Genomic DNA, 18,538 nt, shown 5'->3' with positions numbered 1-18,538 from the left:
TTGCGCGAACGCCTGATTGGCTACGAACGTCCTCCGGATGAAAAATCCACCTTAAGGCAGCCTTAAGCGCCATGGCGGAGTGAGCGATAGAAAGGGAAAGGTCGATGCGCGTTCTTACGGTGGAAGACGATCCGATCCTCGCGGACGGTCTTGCCGCGGGGCTGAGATTAGCGGGCGTCGCCGTCGATACGGTCGCCTGCTGCGCCGACGCGCGCGCGGCGCTCAAGACGACTTCGTTCGACGCCTTGGTCCTCGATGTGATGCTTCCAGACGGATCGGGGCTCGATCTCCTGAAGGAACTGCGAGCGGCCGGCAATCGCACGCCGGTGCTTCTCCTGACTGCCCTCGACGAGGTGAGAAACCGGATCGAGGGTCTTGATAGAGGCGCTGACGATTATCTCGGCAAACCGTTCGACCTGGACGAATTGGCCGCCCGCCTTCGCGCTGTGGCGAGGCGGGGAGAGGGCCGCGCTGCACCTTGCCTGAACGTGCGCGGCGTTGTGCTCGATCCGGCGCAATTGAGCGTTGCGGTGAACGGCAAGCCCGTCAGCCTTTCGCGGCGGGAGTTCGCTGTGCTTTCGACCTTGATGGAGCGACCGGGCGCGGTCAGATCGAAATTCGAAATCGAGGACCGCCTGTATGGATGGCAGGAAGAGGTCGAGAGCAATGCGATCGAAGTTCATGTCCATAATCTCCGGTCGAAGATCGGACGGGACACAATCGAAACGGTGCGAGGGCTCGGATACAGAATGAGGATCGGCTCATGACCTCGCTCCGTGCGCGCCTGTTCCTCATCCTCCTATCCGCAACAGGGGCGATCTGGTTGGGGGCGGCAGGGTGGATCTATTTCCGAACCGAAGCCGAAATCGAGCATGTGCTTGACGCCCGCCTCCAGGAGGCCGCGCGCATGGTCAATTCACTCGTCGCGAGAGGCGACGCCGCACAATTGGCGGGCGCAATTCCTGTTCCAGTCAGTCATCCCGAAACCATGAAGTATCAGCGACAGCTCGCCTGTCAGATCTGGTCGCTGGACGGGCGTCTGGTCGCGCGCTCAAGCGGCGCTCCCGACGCTCATTTGTCGGACGCGGCTTCCGGGTTCTCCGAACGAATAGTCGAGGGAGAGCCTTGGCGGGTCTACGCATTGGAAGACGCGGACAAAGGCTTCCGCGTTCTGGTCGGCGACCGGATCGGAATGCGAGACAGGCTTGTCGGCGGCGTCATCAAAGGATTGATGGCTCCCGCCGCCTTCATCGTCCCCCTATTGGGCGCCCTCATCTGGATCTGCATCGGACGCGGACTGCGGCCGTTGTCGAACATGGCTGAGGAACTGCAGAGCCGCCGGGTCGACGACATGAGCCCGATCAAGCTGGGCGACGCGCCGTTCGAGGTTAGGCCGGTCGCGGACGCCCTCAACAGCCTTTTCGCCAAGGTCGAAACCGCCCGACGGCGCGAGCGCGATGTCACGGCCTTCGCGGCGCATGAACTGCGAACCCCGCTTGCAGGACTGAAAACTCAGGCTCAAGTCGCGATCGCCGCGACCGAGCCGGGAGTTAGGGAGGGCGCGCTACGGCAGATTCTCTTCGCCGTGGACCGCACATCTAGATTGGTGAGCCAGCTTCTGACTCTCGCTAAGCTCGACGCCGACCTCGACCTTGACGACAAAGAAGAAATTCGCGTGTCGGACGCTCTCAGGGAAACAATCGATGCGTTGAAGCTATCAGGCGGGGAGCGCCGAGTCGAAATCGATCCGGCTCTCGCGCCGATCATTGTCCGAGCCAATCGCGAGCTTTTCCTGCTGGCGCTAAGAAATCTGCACGAAAATGCCCTCCTGCATGCCTCGAACGCGGGCGTCATTCGTTGGGGTCTCGCCGGCGGCATGACGCTTTTCGTCGAGGACGAGGGTCCGGGAATCCCCGAGGAGGAATTGCCGCACGTGGCGCAGCGCTTTTTCCGTGGGCGGCATCGAAACGCGAATGCGCCAGGCAGCGGCCTTGGTCTTGCGATCGTCGATCTCGCGGTCAGGCGCAGCGGCGCAACTCTGAAGTTGCGCAACAGGTTGGATCACCGCGGCCTTCGCGCCGAGATCGGAATGCAAACCGTCGCGGCGGACGCGTGATCCTCGGAGCCGCCCCCGGAACAGTGCGTCTGCGCACCCTGATCGCGCCCGAACGGCCGGCGCGATCAATTTGCTCTGACTTATCGAAGAATGATGTCTTCGTTGAGAGCCTAAGAACTTCTGCGAGCTAGGCGTTCGGGCGCCGCGCGCTCGATGATCGCGAGCAACGCGTTCGCGGCGCGACTACGAAAGCGCTGCTTGTGCCTGAGCGCATAGAATTCGCGTTCGGGCAGCGCAAATCCAACGCTGCGCAGCAATCCGGCTTCGATGCTGGGCGCCGCGACCGTCGCAGAAATTGCGGCTGCCCCCAAGCCGGCCTCGACCGCAGCGCGCACCGCCTCGTTCGACGGTAGCTCCATCGCTATACGCAGACGCTCCGGCGAAATCCCTAGGCTCGCGACCGCGCGTTCGAAGGCCGACCTGGTGCCAGAGCCAAGCTCGCGAAAGACCCAGTCGCCGTCGACCAGATCGCTCGACTCCAGATCGCGGCGGTCCGCCCAGCGATGCTGCGGACTGACGACGAGCAGCAACTGGTCGCGCGCCACAGTCGCGCTGACTAAGCAATCGTCGTCAATTTCGTCTTCGACGAAACCGACCTCGGCCACGCCGCTCTCCACGGCTTTTGCGACGTGGGCGGAGTTGTTGATGGCGAGATGAATATCGACTCGCGGAAACGCATTGCGAAACGCCACGAGATGGCGCGGCAGCCAATAGCCCGCTATCGTCTGGCTCGCGTGGATGGTCAGGGTTCCCCGCTCGAGCTTCCCAAACTCGCTCAGCATCCGTTCTGCGTGCTCGACCTGGGCGAGGATGGCGCGTGCTTCGGCCAGGAAGGCCCCTCCGGTCTCGGTTAACTCGATACGGCGACCGACCCGGTCGAATAGCCGAACGTCGTGGCGCGCCTCCAGCGCCGCGATGGCGTGACTCGCCGCCGATTGCGCGAGATTGAGCGCGGACGCAGCCCGCGTCATGTGCTCGTGCTCGGCGACCGCAATGAAAATTCGAAGCTGGTCCAGCGTCATACGATCTGTAGATTAGATTACTTTCATAGCTTGTATCAATTGGACTAATCGATCAACCCGGCACTATGTCCATTGCAGCACAATCAGAGGCTCGACAATGACCATTTTGCCCCGCAACGCTGATTCAAAGGCCCCCGCTTCGCCCAAGCAGTTCCTCGACATCGTCCGCAATTTCACCCCGAACTGGTTCACAGTAACCATGGGCACCGGCGGTCTCGCGTTGTGTTTAAACCAATTCCCGAGCCATATTCCGGGCGCGGGCGGCGCCGCTGTGATGCTTTGGCTCGCCGACATCATCTTGTTCGCCGCCTTCACGCTCGTTTATGCGGCCCGATGGGCGATATTCCCCCACGAAGCGCGGCGCATCTTCGACCACCCTGTGATGTCGATGTTCTTCGGCGCGGTGCCGATGGGACTAGCTAGATCATTAACGGGTTCCTGGCGTTCGGCCCTTCTCTGATCGGCGACGCGGCGGCGGTCGCGACTGCCCACACGCTCTGGTGGATCGACGCGGCGATGTCGTTGGCTAGCGGTCTCGTGATTCCCTACTTCATGTTCACGCGCCAGGATCACCGCATCGAACGGATGACCGCCGTCTGGCTGCTGCCGATTGTCGCTGCCGAGGTCGCCGCAGCTAGCGCCGGATCGCTGGCGCCGCATCTGGCGACATCTGAAGCGTTCAGCGTGCTGATGCTCGGCTACGCGCTCTGGGCCTATTCGACGCCACTGGCAATGAGCGTGCTCGTGCTCCTGTTCCTACGGCTTGCGCTTCACAAGCTGCCGGAAAGCGACATGGGCGCGTCCGCCTGGCTGGCGCTCGGCCCCATCGGAACTGGCGCGCTTGGCCTTATTCTGCTTGGCGACGACGCGCCTGCAATTTTCGCCGCCAACGACCTTGCGGACGTTGGCAGAACAGCGCAGGGCGTCGGCATCGTCGGCGGCGTGATCTTCTGGGGCTACGGCGCCTGGTGGCTTGGGCTCGCCGTGCTGAAGACCATCCGCTACATCCGCCAGGGCCTGCCCTTTAATCTTGGATGGTGGGGCTTCACCTTCCCGCTTGCGGTCTATGCGATGGGCACGCTCGCGCTCGGGCGCACGACCCACCTCGCCCTTTTCGACGTGGCCGGCAGTGTTCTGGTCATCTGCCTGGCGGTGTTCTGGAGTATCGTGGCAAGCCGCACCGCACATGGCGCCTGGCGCGGCTACCTTTTCGTTTCGCCCTGCCTCAAAGGCGCATCTTCGCCTCCGGTCAAGTTCGAATCCGACGTCGTGTGATAGTCGGCGAGCGGCCGCCAGAGGGGCTGCAGGAGCGCGAGGAAGCCCGCCGGCAGCAGCGTGGATGTCGGAAGCGCCTGATTGGACCGGTCTCGACATGGCGCGACGTCGTGAGCGTGGCGGGCGGACGTCGCCATTTTGACCTATTTCTTTCAAACAATGGGCCGTGCGCAATGGGCCGCCGTGCGAAAGTCGCGTCGCAAGTCCCCAGCCGGATTGCCGCCAACGCCGCGTCCTGCGAACCGGCCGCTGACGAAGAAAACCATCGAGGCGGTCCAAGAAGGCGGTCCAAGAGAGGGTCACAAATGTTTCCAGCGCGCCGTTTCGCTGCATCCTTGACTGTCGCAAGCGCCTTTTTTGCCTTCCTTTTTCCCTTCTCAAACGCCCAGGCTCAAGATTCGCCCTGCGAGGAATCGGCTGAGGTCGCGGTTGTAACGTCGCCGGCGTCGCCTTGGGCAGGCGCGCCCTTGCGTATCCTCGTCGCCGCCGAAAAGCCGCTCGACGGCGAGCTTTCGCTGATTGCGCCTGATGGAAGGGTCGCGGCCAGATCGCACGGACAGCGAGGCGGACCGCCGTATGTCTGGTTCGCCGAGGTTGCGTCGCCGGCCGCCGGCGCGTGGCGTGCGACGCTCGACACGTCTTCGTTCACTTGCGGCACGATTACGAAGGACATCGCCGTGAGCGCGCGCAAATCGTCCGCCTCGCATGCGGCGGAAGGCAGCGTCTGGCGGGTGCACAATTCATGGAACCGCGCGACGGAGAATTTATATTCGGCGTGGGTCGCCAAGCTTTTTGACGCGCCGCTCGAAGCGGAGCAATCATGGAAGACATGGCACGAGGTGCTGCGCAATCCGTCGCGCAATGTCCTGTTCAATCATCTCGGCAAGGGCGAAGACAGCTTCACCCAATCGCTGAAACCCGACTGCGCCGATTTCGTCTACTTCTTGCGCGCCTATTTCGCCTACAAGATGGGGCTGCCTTTCGCCTATTCGAATTGCTCGCGCGGCGCCGCCGGCGCGCCGCCGCGATGCAATGAGCGCTTCGATATTCTGCATCCCCAACTGACCCGACCCGCGCCGCCGCCGGAGCAAGCCGTGGCGTCGGCCGCCGCTCCGCCGGCCCCTACCCGCATAGCGGCTCCTCCCACGAACTTTTTACAGCAGCTGTTTGCACAGCCTCAGCAGGTCCAGCCGGCGGCGCCGACGACTGCGCCGGTCGCCCCTGCGAAACCGCCTGCCCCGAAGCGACCGGCGGGCGTCGCCGGATATTTACGGGCAGTGGGCGACGTCGTTCATTCCGGTTCGGTGCGCGCGCCGGCAAACAGCGACAAATCCGATTTTTACACGATTCCACTGACGCAGGAGACGCTGCGTCCCGGAACCGCCTACGCTGATCCTTACGGGCACGTCATGATGCTGGTGCAACGCATTCCGCAGACGGCGGACGCCGCCGGCGTCTTTCTTGCTGTCGACGCCGAGCCGGATGGCACTGTCACGCGCAAGCGGTTCTGGCGCGGCAATTTCCTGTTCGCGAACGGAGCTTCCCTCGGCAGCCCGGGCTTCAAGCGCTTCCGGCCGATCGTGCGGGAGAACGGCGGGTTGCGGGCGCTCACCAATGCCGAGATCGCCAAGAACCCGGATTACGGCGATTTCTCCCTGGAGCAGTCGCAGTTCGGCGCCGAGGATTTCTACGATCGCATGGATGAGGTGATGTCGCCCGAGCCGCTCGATCCGACCCGCGCGATGATGGCGGCCATCACGGCGCTTGATGAGCAGGTGAAGACGCGCGCGGTTGCGGTCGAAAACGGTCGAAAGTTCCAGAACGGCGGGCGCGGCGAGGCGTCCATGCCGGACGGTGCGGCGATCTTCGCGACGAGCGGCGCATGGGAGGATTTCTCGACGCCGGCGCGCGATCTCCGCCTGCTGATCGCGATCGACGTAGTGCGCGGATTTCCAGATCGTGTCGCTCGGCGCAGCGATCGCTACGCCATGCCGTTTGGCAGAGGTCCGGCGGGCGTTCAGGCGCAACTGCAAAGCGCGCTGGCGAGCGAACTCGCGGCCCGCACATTCTCCTACACCCGCAGCGATGGCTCCGCCTGGACGCTCTCGCTCAAAGACGTCATGGACCGCGCGGCGGACCTTGAGATGGGCTACAATCCCAATGACTGCGTCGAACTGCGCTGGGGCGCTTCGGACGGGAGCGCCGAGGCGGCGACGTGCTCGCGGCGCGCGCCGGCCGCCCAGCGCGCGAAGATGACGGACTATCGCAGCTGGTTCCGCGAACGGCACTGGCCGCACGCCTAGCGCGGAGATCTAGCGCGACCCGGCCTTACGCTAGATTTCGAAAGTTTAATCGGCCGCGTTTGCGCTTGGGGCTTGGCGGCGTTTTGCAGCGGGGCCATATCTTGCTGCGCCGCGCCTTCGAGGGCGGCGACTATGGAGAAACCCTATGTCACCGGAAGAACGCCAACTCATCGCTGGTCTGTTCGAGCGCACCAAGAGCGCCGCCTCGACGCCGCGCGACCAGGAGGCGGAGGCTTTCATCAGCGAACAGATCAAGGCTCAGCCTGCGGCGCCCTATCTCCTGGCGCAGACCGTGATCGTGCAGGATCAGGCGCTGCAAGGCGCCAATGCGCGCATCGAGGAACTCGAGGCGCGTGTGCAGGAGCTTGAATCGAAGCCCGCCGGCGGTTTCCTTGGCGGCCTGTTCGGCGGTGGTCCCCGTCCGGCGCCGCCGCGTCCTCCCCAGCAGGCTCGTCCGAGCGGACCTTGGGGCGGCGCCCAGCAGGGCGGCATGAATCCCGTGGCCGGCGGCTACGCGCCGCAGGGCTGGGGCCAGCAGCAGCCGCCTGCGCCTGAAAGCGGCGGATTTCTGAAGGGCGCGCTCGGCACCGCCGCGGGCGTCGCGGGCGGCGTGCTGCTCGCCGACGGCATCCGCAACCTGTTCTCGCATGGCGCCGGCTATGGCGGGATGGGGAATCTCGGCATCGGCTCCGGCTTTACGCCGGCCGGCGGCGATACGGTGATCAACAACTATTACGGCGATGAGTCGGGCTCGGGCGCCACCGACGCCGGTTACGGCTACGACAGCGCAGGCGGGGTGGAGGACGCCGACTATGGCGCCGACCCCGGCTTCGATGACGGCGGCGGCTTCGACAGCGGCGGCGACGGCGGCTTCGACGTCTGATGAAATTTGGCTCCCGGCCCCGCAAGGGCCGGGAGTTCTCGCATCTGGCGCCCTGTGCGCCAGCGCACCGCGACTCCCCGAGCGGCGTTCTAGGGTCCGATCATCCGCTGATCGAGCGGACGGACCACGGGGAACTCGCCATGAACCGTTCGATGAACAACACGACGAACCGCACGACCAAGACCAGCTTCGCTTCGCGACCGATTCGCATCGCGCTGGCCATGAAGATCGCCTTCGCGATCCTCGCCGCCAATGTCAGCTTCGCCGCCGCCAAGGCGCTCCTCGTCAAGGCGCCGGACGCGCAGCCTGCGCGCGTCGCCGCCGACGCCTCGTCGGTGAAGCCTTTCATCCTTCCCATCGACTGGCAGGAGTCGACCGCCGTCGCGCAGTCAGATCCGACGCAGAATTGCCATGGCGTCACCGTCGAGACCGACGAGGGCTATGGCGTGCGCGGACAAACGATCCGTTTCGTTTGCCGCAAGGCCTTGTAAGAGGCGCACAGGAGTTCGAGCATGTTTCGCGTTTCGCTCCTCCCGCAAGCTGCTCCTTTCGTCATCGCAGGCGCCCTGCTCGCCGCCCCGGCCATGGCTCAAATGTCGAGCCCGCCAAACGACGCGCCCGACACGTCAGCCGCCGCCCAGCGCGGGGCGAGGCCGGCGCTAGAGCGCGAGACCTCCGACCGGCCGCCGGTCGACGCGCCGCGGGAAGCCGATGAACGGCAGCAGGCCGATGAGCGCCAAGAGCTCGACCAAGCGCTCGAAAAGCAGCAGGGAGCCGACGCGCCGCAAGGCGTCGACGAGCAGCGGAGGATCGATGAGCGGCAAGCGACCGATGCGCGCGAAAGCCTTGCGCGCGCGCTGCGCGACTGGTCGAATGAGGAGCCCGACGTCGGCCGAAGCGTCCAGCGTTCGGAAATCGCCGCTTATTACAAGAAGCGCGATTATGCGCCGATCTGGCGCGACGCCGACGGCTTCACCAAGTCGGCGAAAAGCGCGCTGGACACTCTGCGCGACGCCGGCCGCGACGGCCTGCGCGTGAAGGCGCCTGCGCAAGAGTCGTCCTGGAGCGCCGCGGGCGAACTGGCGTTATCGGAGGCCGTCGCCGATTATGCGGCGCAAGCGAGCGGCGCCCGGGTCAATCCCGCAACGATTTCACCTGACATCGAGGAGCGGCCATCGGTGGTGAAGCCGGCGCAGGCGCTTGAAGCGATCGCCGAGGCTGGAGACGATGCCGGCGCGCGGCTTGCCGCCTTCAATCCGCCGCACGCGGCCTATGCCGCCTTGCGCGAGAAACTCGCCGAACTGCGCGCCGCGCGCGGCTATCCGCGCCGCGAGGCGGCTGCGGCTCACGAGTCGGACGCCCAGCCCATCACCAATTTTGCGTCGCTATCCGAAGCCAAGGCAAAGCGCGTCGAGGCGGAGATCATCGCCAATATGGAGCGGTGGCGCTGGGAGCCGCGCGAAATGGGCGCGACGCGCCTCGAAGTCAATATTCCGCAGTTCGAGACGACATTCACGCGCGACAATCACATTGTGTTGCGCGCGCGCGTCGTCGTCGGGAAGAAGACGTCGCCAACGCCGGTGTTTTCCGACGTGATGCCATATATCATCATCAATCCGACCTGGACCGTTCCGGAGTCGATCATCGAGAAGGAGCTGGAGCCCAAAACCGGCGGCAAGCTCTCCAAGCTCCGCAAGCGCGGATATAAGGTAACCTTTCGTAATGGCCGTGCGATCGTTCAGCAGGAGCCCGGCGCGAAGAATGCGCTCGGCCGGCTCAAATTCGTATTTCCGAATGATCTCTTGATCTACATGCACGACACGCCGCAGAAGAAACTCTTCGCCCGCGCCAAGCGCGCATACAGTCACGGATGCGTACGTGTCCAAGATCCGTTCAAGCTCGCGGAAGAGGTCGTCGCGCGTCCTGGCTACGACGAAAAGCGTCTGAAGGCCCTGATCGGCAAGAAGGAGCACCGCATCAATCTCGCGAAGCCCGTTCCGGTGCATGTCGAATATTTCACGGCTGTGGTCAACGACGACGGCGCGCTGAAGCTTTACGACGACATCTACGGCTATTCAGCGAAGGTGCGCTCGGCGCTCGCTTTGTAAGCGGGGCAGGTTCCGAAAAAGTTGACAGACTTTTTCGATGAGAACCTGCTCCAACATTTTGATTTTGAGCGATTCCTTATCGATCACATGATTCCATGTGATCGGGAAGCGCTCTAGGCCGATGAGGCGAGCCGCGCCACCTGCCGGCGCAATTGCTCCTGCGCGCGCGCGAGATTTTGATGCGCCCGTGCGGACCAGAGCTTGCGCGTCTCGTCGAGGCGGTAAAGCGCGTCTCCATGTGCGGCGAATGTGTCGATCATCTGGAGCCGCCCAAGGCAAAAGAGCGGCTCGGGCACCCAGGCGTATTCGAAACGAAGCCGCGCCAGATTTTGCTCGAACTCGGACCAGGACGCGCCGAGCGAGGAAAGATCGAGGTCGAGGAAGAGGTCCAGATCGCGCGAAAAGCCGGGATAATGCTCAGTCGGAGCGCGCGCGTTGAGGTGATTCGCTGTCGCCATGATCAGATCATGGATGGCCTGCGCATCTGTTTCATCGAATTTCGAGTGACGTTCGAAGAGCGCCGCGCTGGCGCGAACATTTTCGGCGTCGGGACGAAGCAGACCGTCGAGCTCGCGTGTCACATAGACAGCGTCATGCCAGAAGATCGCGGCGGCGATCAGATCGGGCCGGACGGCGAGCGCCTTCAAGGAGTCGAGCTTCGTCAGCAAATCGACGATATGATCCCAATCGTGATACCCGCGTTGCGGTTCGCGATAGGCGGCGTCGATGACCGAAAAAGCATCCGCGTCGTGACGCCCTGCGATCAGGGCCCAATAATTCTGCACCGGATTTGAGATCATGCGCGAGTAGCGATCATAAGAGAAACCCATAAGGCGTGCGACTACACGGCAGGACAGCAGTCGCGCTCGGACGAAGACGTCACTTGCTCGAAAGATTCCATACCGAAGACCAGTTATCCTGCGACCCTTCCCTGGCGAGACCGCGATACCGCTGCTCCAAGACGACATAGAGCGCGGGCCAGGGCTCGGGAACCGATCGCGCCAACGCCGAGGCTCCCTCGGCGGCGGCTTCTAATCGGCCGGACTCATATTCCTGGCGCATGAGGTCGTGCGACTTGCGCCAGCGCACATACGAGTCCGAGACCGCCATCCCGCTGTCGCCGGCGAGCGCGAAAACCCTTGTCGGTTCGCTCTTTCCGACGACGCGGACACGTCCAAGATCGATCCAGGCGAAGTCGGGCGCCGCATCGCGCACCGCGCCAGAGGCCACAATGTCCGTCTGAAACGCCTTGCTCGCCCCTTCGAGCCGCGACGCGAGATTCACCGTGTCGCCAAGAATCGAATAGTCGAAGCGGCGGATGGATCCCATGTTACCGACGCTGCAAGGCCCGAGATGGAGGCCAAGCCCCATCGCCGCCGGCTGCGCATCATTGCCTGACGACGCAGCGGCCGCGGCGCGCCTTTTGTTGAGGCTGACGAGAGCCTCGCGCATCGTCAGGGCGGCCCGAACGGCCTTGCGCGGATGGTCGTCGATGTCGAGCGGCGCGTTCCAGAAGGCGAGCACCGCATCGCCCATATATTTGTCGATCGTGCCCTCTTCTTCGAGGATGGCGTCGGTCATCGGGGTCAAGTATTCGTTCATGAACTGCGTGAGTTCGCGCGCGCTCAAACCTTCCGAAATCCCCGAGAAATTGCGCAGATCGGAAAACAGCACGGTCAATTCGCGTGTCTCGCCGCCGAGCACCAGCCGCTCCGGATGTTCGGCGAGGCGATCGACGACGGCAGGCGCGACGAATTTGCCGAAGGCCTGACGCACGTGGCGGCGCGCGGAAGTTTCGGCCCGCCAGAGCGTCACCGCGCCGAAGAGATAGCCGCCAATGATCGCGAGACTCGGATAAGACGGATCGAGCAGCACGCCGCGGCGATCGAACAGATAAAAGGCGCCGGCGAACAACCCTGCGACGGCGAGCGGCGCGGCCGCCGCCGAGACGAGCGGCGGCGCGACGAAGAGCAGGCCCATGATCAGCAGAAACGAGAACGCGGCGACGACGAACTCCAGTCCGGGCGCCCAGTCCGGGCGTGCGAGCAGCGAGCCCGAGGCGATCGATTCGACGATCTGCGCATGCACGTCGACGCCGGGAACGACCGGCTCCAGGGGCGTCGCGCGGACGTCGCCGAGACCCGTCGCCAATGCGCCCACGAAGATGATGCGCCCCTCGATTTCATCGCGCGCAACACGGCCCTCGAGCACGTCCTTGGCTGAAATGTCTCGCACTGCGTCGCTATGCGAATAGCGTGGCCGGACTTCTGCGTTGGGACCGGTCGCGATTTCGAAGGCGCCGACCTTGATCGCATTGACGCCCGTCTGCTTGCCGAAAGCCGTTTGTCCGCTGGCGTTTGAAGACCGAATGATGATGGCCGGCTCGCCCTGGGCGATGCGCAGGGCTTCGAGCGCCAGGGAGGGCATGAGAACGTCGCCGGCCCGCGTCACCAGCGGCACCCGACGAACGATCTGGTCGTGATCGGGCAGCCAGTTTGTCGCGCCGAGTCCACGCGCCGCATCCGCAAGCTTTCGTTCCGGGCCGACCGCGCCGGCGAATGCGGCGAGGAAGGGTGCGGGATCGTCGCCGGCGGTGACCAGTCCCGACTTCGCCGCCAGCGGCGCGGAAACGGCGTCGGTCAGCGTGACTCCAAGCGTGGCGGGCGCCTTCGCGAGCGCCTGCGCCAAGAGTTGATCGCCGCTCGGCGCCTTTGCGACGAGCTTCGCCACCTCGGCGCGGGCGCGCGGGTCAGGGATCGCCTCGATGAGCTGGGACGCTCCGCCGCGATCCGCCTCCGCGAAAATAAAGTCGAATGCAATGGACGCCGCGCCGAGTTCGCGCAGGCGATCAAGAAGTTCGGCGAGCCGGGCGCGCGGCCAAGGCCACTGCCCATAGGCGCTGAGACTCTTCTCGTCGATGCCCACGACTCGCGTCGGCGCCTCGGGATCATAGGCGCGAGGAGCCAGACGTTGAAAGCTGTCGAAGACGAAGTTGCGGAGGTCGTCAAGCGCCCGGGGCTGAATGACTCCCCAGGGAAAAATGAGAACCGCAGCGGCGACAAGCGCGAGTAGGTAGGCGCGACGCCGCTTCAACATCTCCACCTCGCAGGACGGTCACGCCGCCGCCGTGGCGATCGGAGAGGCTGGCGACGTCGTAGAACTAGTTGCCCGGCCCATCAATCGCAACTGGACCGCCGCTCCCGAAGAGACCTCCATTGCCGCCTGCGCCGCCGTCGCCACCCTCACCGCCGCCGTACTGGCCGCCCTCACCGCCTTCATAGCCACCGCCGTGGCCGCCTTCGCCGCCACCACCATGGCCGCCTTCGCCGTGACCGCCATGACCGCCCTCGCCATGGCCGCCATGACCGCCCTCGCCGTGACCGCCGTGACCGCCCTCGCCGTGGCCGCCATGACCGCCCTCGCCATGACCGCCATGACCGCCCTCGTGACCACCGTGATCATGTCCGCCGTGGCCGCCGTGATCAGGATCGTCGTGGTGGCCGTCGTTTCCGCCTTGGCGCGCTGGCGTCGGCAGCGGAGCAGGCTGATTGTCGACATTGGCGCGGCTCTGCACGAGCGCATTGCCGAACCAAACCGGACCCAGCGCGTCGAGTCCCGGCGGACTGACGACGTCCGGCGGACGATCATTGCCGAGCGCAAGATTCGCCTCTTCGTTTGTCGGCGTGCGCTTGGCGCCGCCACGCTGCCTTTTGCCGCTCTCCAACGCGGCGACGATTTCCGCGATCGTCTCGGGCGGCACGAGGAAAGGCGCCGACACTGGCCCGCCGCTCGGCGCGCAAACGCCATAGCCCGGGCGCGTGAGCGCCTGGCCGCCAACGTCGATGAAGCCATATTGGTGCACGACGAGCGTGCCGCAGGAGCCGCCGATACGAACCAGCGCCGTCCCGCCGCGCACGCCAATCGACGCCGTCGGGGTTCGCAGCCTTGTGCCGCCTTCGTGGCTGACGCCGCCGCCGACGAAGCGCATGACGCCCTTCGCCATCGATACGCCCTGCTGACCGCCTCCGCCTCGTGAATAGACGAAGTCGTCAACGGTGACGGCGCTGTTGCGTCCGACGGTCATCGTCGATGTGTCGTTAAAGACGATCTGGGCGCTGCCGTACGGACTCGTCTCGATGCGTTCGCGCCGCTGCACGCCAAGACCGACCGATAGCGAGCGCTTCGCGGCGCCCGGCGGCGTGCCGTGCGCACTCTGATTGACCGCGCCGACATTCCCGACGTTATCTGCGAGCGCGGGGCCGGCGACGAGCGCGAGAGCGGTTGTGGCGGCCGCGGAGAACTTTTTCATTTATCGTCTCCGTCAGAACTTTGCCGTTGGCCCGAAACTGACGGATACGTTGTCAGTCTTGAAATTCGGCAGATTTGAATCGTTGCGCGCATATTCGACGTTGCCGGCGAAACCGAGATAGGGGGTGATCGGCAAGTCCACCATCACGCCGCCGATCCAGACGGTGTCTCGACGCGCGACGAAGGGATTGATCACCGGATTGGCGGCGTCGAAGGCAAGATGCGTAAAGCGGCCATAAGGCGCGAAGGTCCATCGGCGCGGAATGATTGGAAATGGCGGGTCGACCTCGAGCCGCAGCATCGCCTGGACGTCAACCTGATCGGAAGATTGCTGCGGATTGCCTGCCCATGCGCGCGTATAGGCGACGCGACCTTCAAGCCTCAGGTCGTTGGTCAGTCTGTATGAGCTGCTCAAATAGCCGGTGACGACGTCGCCAGTCGCCAACGTCGATACTGTCGAATAAGGCGAAAAACCGAGAGAACCGAGGTAGCCCGGCGCGGGATTAACCCAGATCGCCCGCCATTCGGCGCCCGGCTCGAACCACAGGTTGGGACTGAGTTCCGCGCCGAAACTCATGCCGGCGCCGCCGGCGTTCAGATAATTGCTGCCGCCGAGCAGCGCCACCGCGCCGGTCAGGTATGGCTTGATCGAGAGGCCCGGATAAAGATCGGGCGCGATATGAATGCGCGGCCCGATGGAGCCGGCGAACAGCGCGACGCTGTACTGCGGCAGGCGAAACTGCTCGGTGGCGTAGCCCGTCACGCGCGTCTCGAGCTGGTCGCCGCGCCCATTCTGAAAATCCAGGTCATGCGCGGCCTGCACCAATTGGAAGCTGTTGATGTCGCCCTTGCGCGAGGCGGCCGACGCGACGCCGACGCCGCCGACCTGGAAGAGATTATTGGTCGGGAAGAAATTGGCGTTCGATTGCGCCCGCAGGCCGACGTGCATCCGCAGATAAAGCCGATTGGCTTGCGTGCGCTTCTCGATATCGGGCAACTGCGCTTCGACCTGAGCCACCTGAACCGCATCGAGGCCGCCTTCGGCGAGCGCGTTGCGCAAATGCTGCGCCGAGAGTTCATAGGCGCCGAGCCGCGCATAAAGGAAACCAAGCTCCTTTCGGGCGCGGGACAAGTTCGGGTTGAACATCAGCATGCGTTCAAGCGCGCCGATTCCCGCTTCATAGTCGCGTAGCTCCGTCGACAGCAGGACGTAGCGATAGGTCGCGTCATAGTCGGTTGGATTATGCTGAATATAGGATGCGAGGCGCTCCTGTTCGGCGCGCGGATCCTCCTGCGCCAGAGCCGGACTGAAAAGTGCGAATGCGGCAAACAATGCGCCCAAAAGCCTCGGCGCCGCTCTATATGCGAACATAAATGGCAAGCCCCCGTAAAAAATCGGAAAACGGCGATCGAAGCCGTGTCCGTCAGCTGAACCGGAAGCTGACTCATGTCGCCTGGAGTAGCAAGCTAGCGCCGGACGACGCGCCAAAGAGAACGACGCGACGGCGCACTGCGTCTGCTACGAATTAACGCTTTGCAGCAACGGCTTATGGGCCTTTCCGCGCGTTCTTCGCGCGCAAACGGCGGACACAACAAATTCTCGGGTGTTGCCTTGAAACCACAGGCGCGACGCGCGGCTAGCGCCGCCGCTCGCCATCGAAGAGAGAGCTGATTTCACCGCGTTCAGTCGACGACTGCCCGGCGACCGGCGACGGAATGACGCCCCTACGCCAGCGCGCCGAGAACGCGCGGCGGCGCGAACGCGCGATGGCGCGTGAATCGTCGCAAGACGCGCCCGGCGCGAGGAGCCAGCGCAGCACGATCAGCAAGTCGGCGGCGCGGCGCGACGCGCCGATCTCCACCGCGTTGCGGATGTCGGCGACGACTCGTCCGCGCGCGGCGTCGAGCGACACGGCCCGGCGGTATCGCGCCAGCATGCGATGGTGCTTGTCGCTGGGGCTCACGCCCAGGATGAGTTCATGACCGCGCAGACCCGCCACTTCGGCGCAACGCTCGATCGGCGTCAATTCGGGAATCATTTGGGTTCTCCCAGTCGCTTGCTCTGCCGGTCCTTTGCCTCTTGTCGGCAGCATAGCGACGGTAGCGCCTCGTCTCTCATCTGTTTGTGCGAGAACGCACAAGGGTCATTCGGCTTCGTTGAGCGCCTCTTGAACCCGCTTCTCCAGGACCGACGGGCGCAACAACACGAGACCGCCGCGAATTTTTTCGGCGAGGCCTTCGTCGATCATGGCCGAGAGTTCGCGGCTGACCTGTTCGCGCCGACAACCGATTCGGGCGGCGAGATCATGCTGAAACGGCGGCGGCGACACGATCGCCTGCCCCATCGATCCTTTGCGCGGCGCCGACATGCGCAACAATTCGGAATAGAGCCGATGCTTAAGGTCGAGCACCGAGCGCTCGAACAGGCGCGTATTCAGTTCCCGCACCCGCGCCGTCAGCAGACGCAACAGCCGCTCGCAAATCTCCGGCTCGCTGAACAGGATCTCCTTGAAGACCGCTGGCGGCGCCAGCAAAAGTTCCGCGTTGGTGAGCGCCGTCACATTGGCGGAGCGCTTCGCCCCGTCGACCGCCGCCATCTCGCCGAAGAATTTGCCCGGTCCGAAGTCCCCGAAGATCATCTCCTTGCCGGCGGCGGTTCGTATCAGCACTCGAACGTCGCCGCTGACAATGAAATACACATCGGTCGAAGGATCGTCGAAATCGAGGACCAGCTCATGCTCGGCGTAGCGCCTGCGCACGCATTGCCGCGCCAGCTGTTCGCCGCGCGTGGGGTCTAGGCCAACAAAGAAAGGAATCCCGTCAAATAGGGACACATCGCGCTCCTGGATTGGAAATAGCGCCGATATTGCCGCTAAATGTCGACCTCGTCGAGGCGCAATCTGCTGGCGGATGCAGACTCTTCGGGCGAGGATTGACGATGCAAGCGTTCCGACTCGCGACCTTCAATCTAGAAAATCTCGATTGGTCGGGGACCAAACCGGAGGCGTTTGCGCGCCGAAGCGACGCGCTACGCCCACTGCTGGAGGCGCTCGACGCCGATATATTGTGCCTGCAGGAAATCCATGCGCAGAGACTTCATAAGCACGGCGCGCGGCGATATATCGCGCTCGATGAGTTGCTGGCGACGACCAGATACGCGAACTTTCATCGGGCGACGACCGTCAGGCCGGGCGGCGACGCCCCCGCCGACGTGCATAATCTCGCAATCCTTTCACGATGGCCGATGCGCGCGCAACGGCAAATCCACCACGATATTGTGGCGCGATGGGTCTGGCCGCCGCCGCGCGACGCCGACGGCTCCCAGCCGGAGCCGGTCGAGATCGCTTGGGACAGGCCCCTGCTCTACGCTGCTGTCGCGCTTCCCAACGGCGGCGCGCTCCACGTCGTCAATCTGCATCTACGCGCGCCGCGCGCCATTCCTATCGCGACGGCGCGCGGCTTCGGATCGAGCCGCGCGCAAATCGAGGGCCAGTTCGTGGCCGCGCTCAAGCGCGAAGGCCAAGCCCTGGAGGCCCGGCTGTTCGCCGAGACTCTCTTTGACGCCGAGCCGGAGGCGCAGATCGCGATTGCCGGCGACTTCAACGCCGACGAGCATGACGCGCCGACGAGACTCTTGCGCGGCGGCGGAGACGAAGCGGCGGAAGGGGACCGGGCCCTCGTCGCCTTGGAAGAGCGGGTCGAGCCGTCGCGGCGCTTCACCGTGGTGCATGCGGGACGTCCAACGCTGATCGACCACCTCCTTGCCTCACGCGCATTGGCCGCCAATTGGCGCGAGACCACGATCTTGAACGAAGGGCTGCAGGACGAAGTCTACGCAGAAGGACCTGTCGAGGGATCGCTTCACGCGCCCGTGGTCGCGCGGTTCGAGCTCGTCGCAAAATAGACCGCGGCGCCGCTTGGGAGCCCCAACGCGCCGCTCAAGCGTAAAACGTCCCCGCTAGCCGAACGCAAACGATCTCAACTCTTCGGCCAGGGCGCGCGCTTCGCTCCAGTCCAGTTTGACGTCTCCGTGACCTTCCGAGGAGAGGACAACGCCGCTCTGTTCGACTCTCGCGTCGAAGTCATGATCGCTGGCGATGGGGCTCATATAGATCTGCTGTTCGCCGCGGTCGCCCGTCGCGACGGAGTCGAGGGCCCGCGAAAGGATCGCCGCCTCTTCTTTGGTAAAGCGCCGCAAGGGGTGACCGAGCAGGCGGAGCGTCGCCAATGCGACAAACGATCGATGCGTTGAGGCGACGAGCTCGAAGCGCTGAGACATTTTGCAAGACCCACGGCAGTTCAACACAGCAAGCGACGAGCTTTTGCACGCCGTCGCGCAGACGCCCTTGGACGACAACGACCGTCTGACGCGCGCCTGCGCCATGAGGCGTATCAAATTTCATGCCTACGAACAGCCAAGGGCTTCGCTTCGAGTGGATGACCGTATGTAAATCGCTACGTTTCGACGTAGCTTAAGCCCACGTCATGAGTGTGCAATTTGAACACCGTAGAGCTTCTTTAGC

General features: G+C 64.2%; 17 protein-coding genes. 9 read left to right on the top strand and 8 right to left on the bottom strand.

Annotated elements, in window-relative coordinates; genetic code table 11:
- Positions 1-104 precede the first annotated feature (104 nt).
- Both ACR65T_RS11915 and ACR65T_RS11910 read left to right on the top strand, forming a co-directional pair.
- The gene (locus tag ACR65T_RS11915; protein WP_434496675.1) at positions 105-767 is read left to right on the top strand and encodes a response regulator; all 663 of its coding nucleotides are present in this window, start codon (positions 105-107) and stop codon (positions 765-767) included.
- Positions 764-2,116, top strand: a complete 1,353-nt coding sequence (locus tag ACR65T_RS11910) for an ATP-binding protein (RefSeq protein ID WP_434496674.1) — start codon at positions 764-766, stop codon at positions 2,114-2,116. The genes ACR65T_RS11915 and ACR65T_RS11910 overlap by 4 nt, the downstream gene beginning before the upstream one ends.
- A 110-nt stretch (positions 2,117-2,226) precedes the next feature.
- On the opposite strand, the gene ACR65T_RS11905 is transcribed toward ACR65T_RS11910, so the two are convergent.
- Positions 2,227-3,138, bottom strand: a complete 912-nt coding sequence (locus tag ACR65T_RS11905) for a LysR substrate-binding domain-containing protein (RefSeq protein WP_434496673.1) — start codon at positions 3,136-3,138, stop codon at positions 2,227-2,229.
- Between the two features lie 97 nt (positions 3,139-3,235).
- On the opposite strand from ACR65T_RS11905, the gene ACR65T_RS11900 reads away from it, so the two are divergent.
- The 6 genes from ACR65T_RS11900 to ACR65T_RS11875 all read left to right on the top strand — a co-directional run bounded on the left by ACR65T_RS11900 (position 3,236) and on the right by ACR65T_RS11875 (position 9,707).
- Positions 3,236-3,598 carry a hypothetical protein gene (locus ACR65T_RS11900; protein WP_434496672.1) on the top strand — a complete coding sequence of 121 codons (363 nt, stop codon included), beginning with the start codon at positions 3,236-3,238 and terminating at the stop codon, positions 3,596-3,598.
- A gap of 56 nt (positions 3,599-3,654) precedes the next feature.
- Complete coding sequence (locus tag ACR65T_RS11895; protein ID WP_434496671.1) at positions 3,655-4,413, top strand: hypothetical protein; 759 nt, start codon at positions 3,655-3,657, stop codon at positions 4,411-4,413.
- A gap of 305 nt (positions 4,414-4,718) precedes the next feature.
- Positions 4,719-6,716 (top strand): hypothetical protein, encoded by a 1,998-nt coding sequence (locus ACR65T_RS11890; protein WP_434496670.1) that lies wholly within the window; start codon positions 4,719-4,721, stop codon positions 6,714-6,716.
- Between the two features lie 145 nt (positions 6,717-6,861).
- Entirely contained in the window at positions 6,862-7,599 is a 738-nt protein-coding gene (locus tag ACR65T_RS11885) for a DUF2076 domain-containing protein (protein ID WP_434496669.1), read from the top strand.
- Positions 7,599-8,090: a hypothetical protein gene (locus ACR65T_RS11880; RefSeq protein WP_434496668.1), complete on the top strand. Its 492-nt coding sequence runs from the start codon at positions 7,599-7,601 to the stop codon at positions 8,088-8,090. Before ACR65T_RS11885 ends, ACR65T_RS11880 begins: the two co-directional genes overlap by 1 nt.
- 21 nt (positions 8,091-8,111) lie before the next feature.
- On the top strand, positions 8,112-9,707 hold the full coding sequence (locus ACR65T_RS11875; protein WP_434496667.1) for a L,D-transpeptidase family protein: 1,596 nt from the start codon (positions 8,112-8,114) through the stop codon (positions 9,705-9,707).
- A 113-nt stretch (positions 9,708-9,820) separates the two neighbouring features.
- Here the strand turns inward: ACR65T_RS11875 and ACR65T_RS11870 are convergent, their stop codons facing one another.
- From ACR65T_RS11870 to ACR65T_RS11845, 6 genes are all read right to left on the bottom strand, one after another.
- Positions 9,821-10,537, bottom strand: coding sequence for an HD domain-containing protein (locus ACR65T_RS11870; protein WP_434496666.1), 717 nt, complete (start codon positions 10,535-10,537; stop codon positions 9,821-9,823).
- Positions 10,538-10,586: 49 nt separating this feature from the next.
- A complete protein-coding gene (locus ACR65T_RS11865) occupies positions 10,587-12,803 on the bottom strand; it encodes a CHASE2 domain-containing protein (protein WP_434496665.1) in 2,217 nt (738 codons plus the stop codon).
- A gap of 64 nt (positions 12,804-12,867) precedes the next feature.
- Positions 12,868-14,016: a FecR family protein gene (locus ACR65T_RS11860; RefSeq protein ID WP_434496664.1), complete on the bottom strand. Its 1,149-nt coding sequence runs from the start codon at positions 14,014-14,016 to the stop codon at positions 12,868-12,870.
- A gap of 12 nt (positions 14,017-14,028) precedes the next feature.
- The gene (locus tag ACR65T_RS11855) at positions 14,029-15,387 is read right to left on the bottom strand and encodes a tetratricopeptide repeat protein (protein ID WP_434496663.1); all 1,359 of its coding nucleotides are present in this window, start codon (positions 15,385-15,387) and stop codon (positions 14,029-14,031) included.
- A 265-nt stretch (positions 15,388-15,652) separates the two neighbouring features.
- On the bottom strand, positions 15,653-16,054 hold the full coding sequence (locus ACR65T_RS11850) for a polysaccharide deacetylase (protein WP_434496662.1): 402 nt from the start codon (positions 16,052-16,054) through the stop codon (positions 15,653-15,655).
- 105 nt (positions 16,055-16,159) lie between these two features.
- Positions 16,160-16,849: a Crp/Fnr family transcriptional regulator gene (locus ACR65T_RS11845; RefSeq protein ID WP_434496661.1), complete on the bottom strand. Its 690-nt coding sequence runs from the start codon at positions 16,847-16,849 to the stop codon at positions 16,160-16,162.
- A 104-nt stretch (positions 16,850-16,953) separates the two neighbouring features.
- Here ACR65T_RS11845 and ACR65T_RS11840 point away from each other — a divergent pair, with 104 nt between their 5' ends.
- Positions 16,954-17,919, top strand: coding sequence for an endonuclease/exonuclease/phosphatase family protein (locus ACR65T_RS11840; RefSeq protein WP_434496660.1), 966 nt, complete (start codon positions 16,954-16,956; stop codon positions 17,917-17,919).
- Between the two features lie 54 nt (positions 17,920-17,973).
- Here ACR65T_RS11840 and ACR65T_RS11835 read toward each other — a convergent pair whose 3' ends face one another.
- Complete coding sequence (locus tag ACR65T_RS11835; RefSeq protein WP_434496659.1) at positions 17,974-18,294, bottom strand: hypothetical protein; 321 nt, start codon at positions 18,292-18,294, stop codon at positions 17,974-17,976.
- Positions 18,295-18,538: the final 244 nt, after the last annotated feature.

Origin of the sequence: Methylocystis sp. (genome assembly GCF_051061285.1) — a bacterium.
In the GTDB taxonomy this organism is placed as follows: domain Bacteria; phylum Pseudomonadota; class Alphaproteobacteria; order Rhizobiales; family Beijerinckiaceae; genus Methylocystis.
This window is presented reverse-complemented; position numbering and strand designations above follow the sequence as displayed.

What these genes read in the sequence shown, in the direction of transcription:
- ACR65T_RS11890 (WP_434496670.1), top strand. Translation starts at nt 4,719, where the DNA reads ATGTTTCCAGCGCGCCGTTTCGCTGCATCCTTGACTGTCGCAAGCGCC.
- ACR65T_RS11910 (WP_434496674.1), top strand. Translation starts at nt 764, where the DNA reads ATGACCTCGCTCCGTGCGCGCCTGTTCCTCATCCTCCTATCCGCAACA.
- ACR65T_RS11855 (WP_434496663.1), bottom strand. Translation starts at nt 15,387, where the DNA reads ATGTTCGCATATAGAGCGGCGCCGAGGCTTTTGGGCGCATTGTTTGCC.
- ACR65T_RS11850 (WP_434496662.1), bottom strand. Translation starts at nt 16,054, where the DNA reads ATGATTCCCGAATTGACGCCGATCGAGCGTTGCGCCGAAGTGGCGGGT.
- ACR65T_RS11840 (WP_434496660.1), top strand. Translation starts at nt 16,954, where the DNA reads ATGCAAGCGTTCCGACTCGCGACCTTCAATCTAGAAAATCTCGATTGG.
- ACR65T_RS11895 (WP_434496671.1), top strand. Translation starts at nt 3,655, where the DNA reads ATGTCGTTGGCTAGCGGTCTCGTGATTCCCTACTTCATGTTCACGCGC.
- ACR65T_RS11905 (WP_434496673.1), bottom strand. Translation starts at nt 3,138, where the DNA reads ATGACGCTGGACCAGCTTCGAATTTTCATTGCGGTCGCCGAGCACGAG.
- ACR65T_RS11835 (WP_434496659.1), bottom strand. Translation starts at nt 18,294, where the DNA reads ATGTCTCAGCGCTTCGAGCTCGTCGCCTCAACGCATCGATCGTTTGTC.
- ACR65T_RS11870 (WP_434496666.1), bottom strand. Translation starts at nt 10,537, where the DNA reads ATGGGTTTCTCTTATGATCGCTACTCGCGCATGATCTCAAATCCGGTG.
- ACR65T_RS11860 (WP_434496664.1), bottom strand. Translation starts at nt 14,016, where the DNA reads ATGAAAAAGTTCTCCGCGGCCGCCACAACCGCTCTCGCGCTCGTCGCC.
- ACR65T_RS11865 (WP_434496665.1), bottom strand. Translation starts at nt 12,803, where the DNA reads ATGTTGAAGCGGCGTCGCGCCTACCTACTCGCGCTTGTCGCCGCTGCG.
- ACR65T_RS11885 (WP_434496669.1), top strand. Translation starts at nt 6,862, where the DNA reads ATGTCACCGGAAGAACGCCAACTCATCGCTGGTCTGTTCGAGCGCACC.
- ACR65T_RS11875 (WP_434496667.1), top strand. Translation starts at nt 8,112, where the DNA reads ATGTTTCGCGTTTCGCTCCTCCCGCAAGCTGCTCCTTTCGTCATCGCA.
- ACR65T_RS11880 (WP_434496668.1), top strand. Translation starts at nt 7,599, where the DNA reads ATGAAATTTGGCTCCCGGCCCCGCAAGGGCCGGGAGTTCTCGCATCTG.
- ACR65T_RS11915 (WP_434496675.1), top strand. Translation starts at nt 105, where the DNA reads ATGCGCGTTCTTACGGTGGAAGACGATCCGATCCTCGCGGACGGTCTT.
- ACR65T_RS11900 (WP_434496672.1), top strand. Translation starts at nt 3,236, where the DNA reads ATGACCATTTTGCCCCGCAACGCTGATTCAAAGGCCCCCGCTTCGCCC.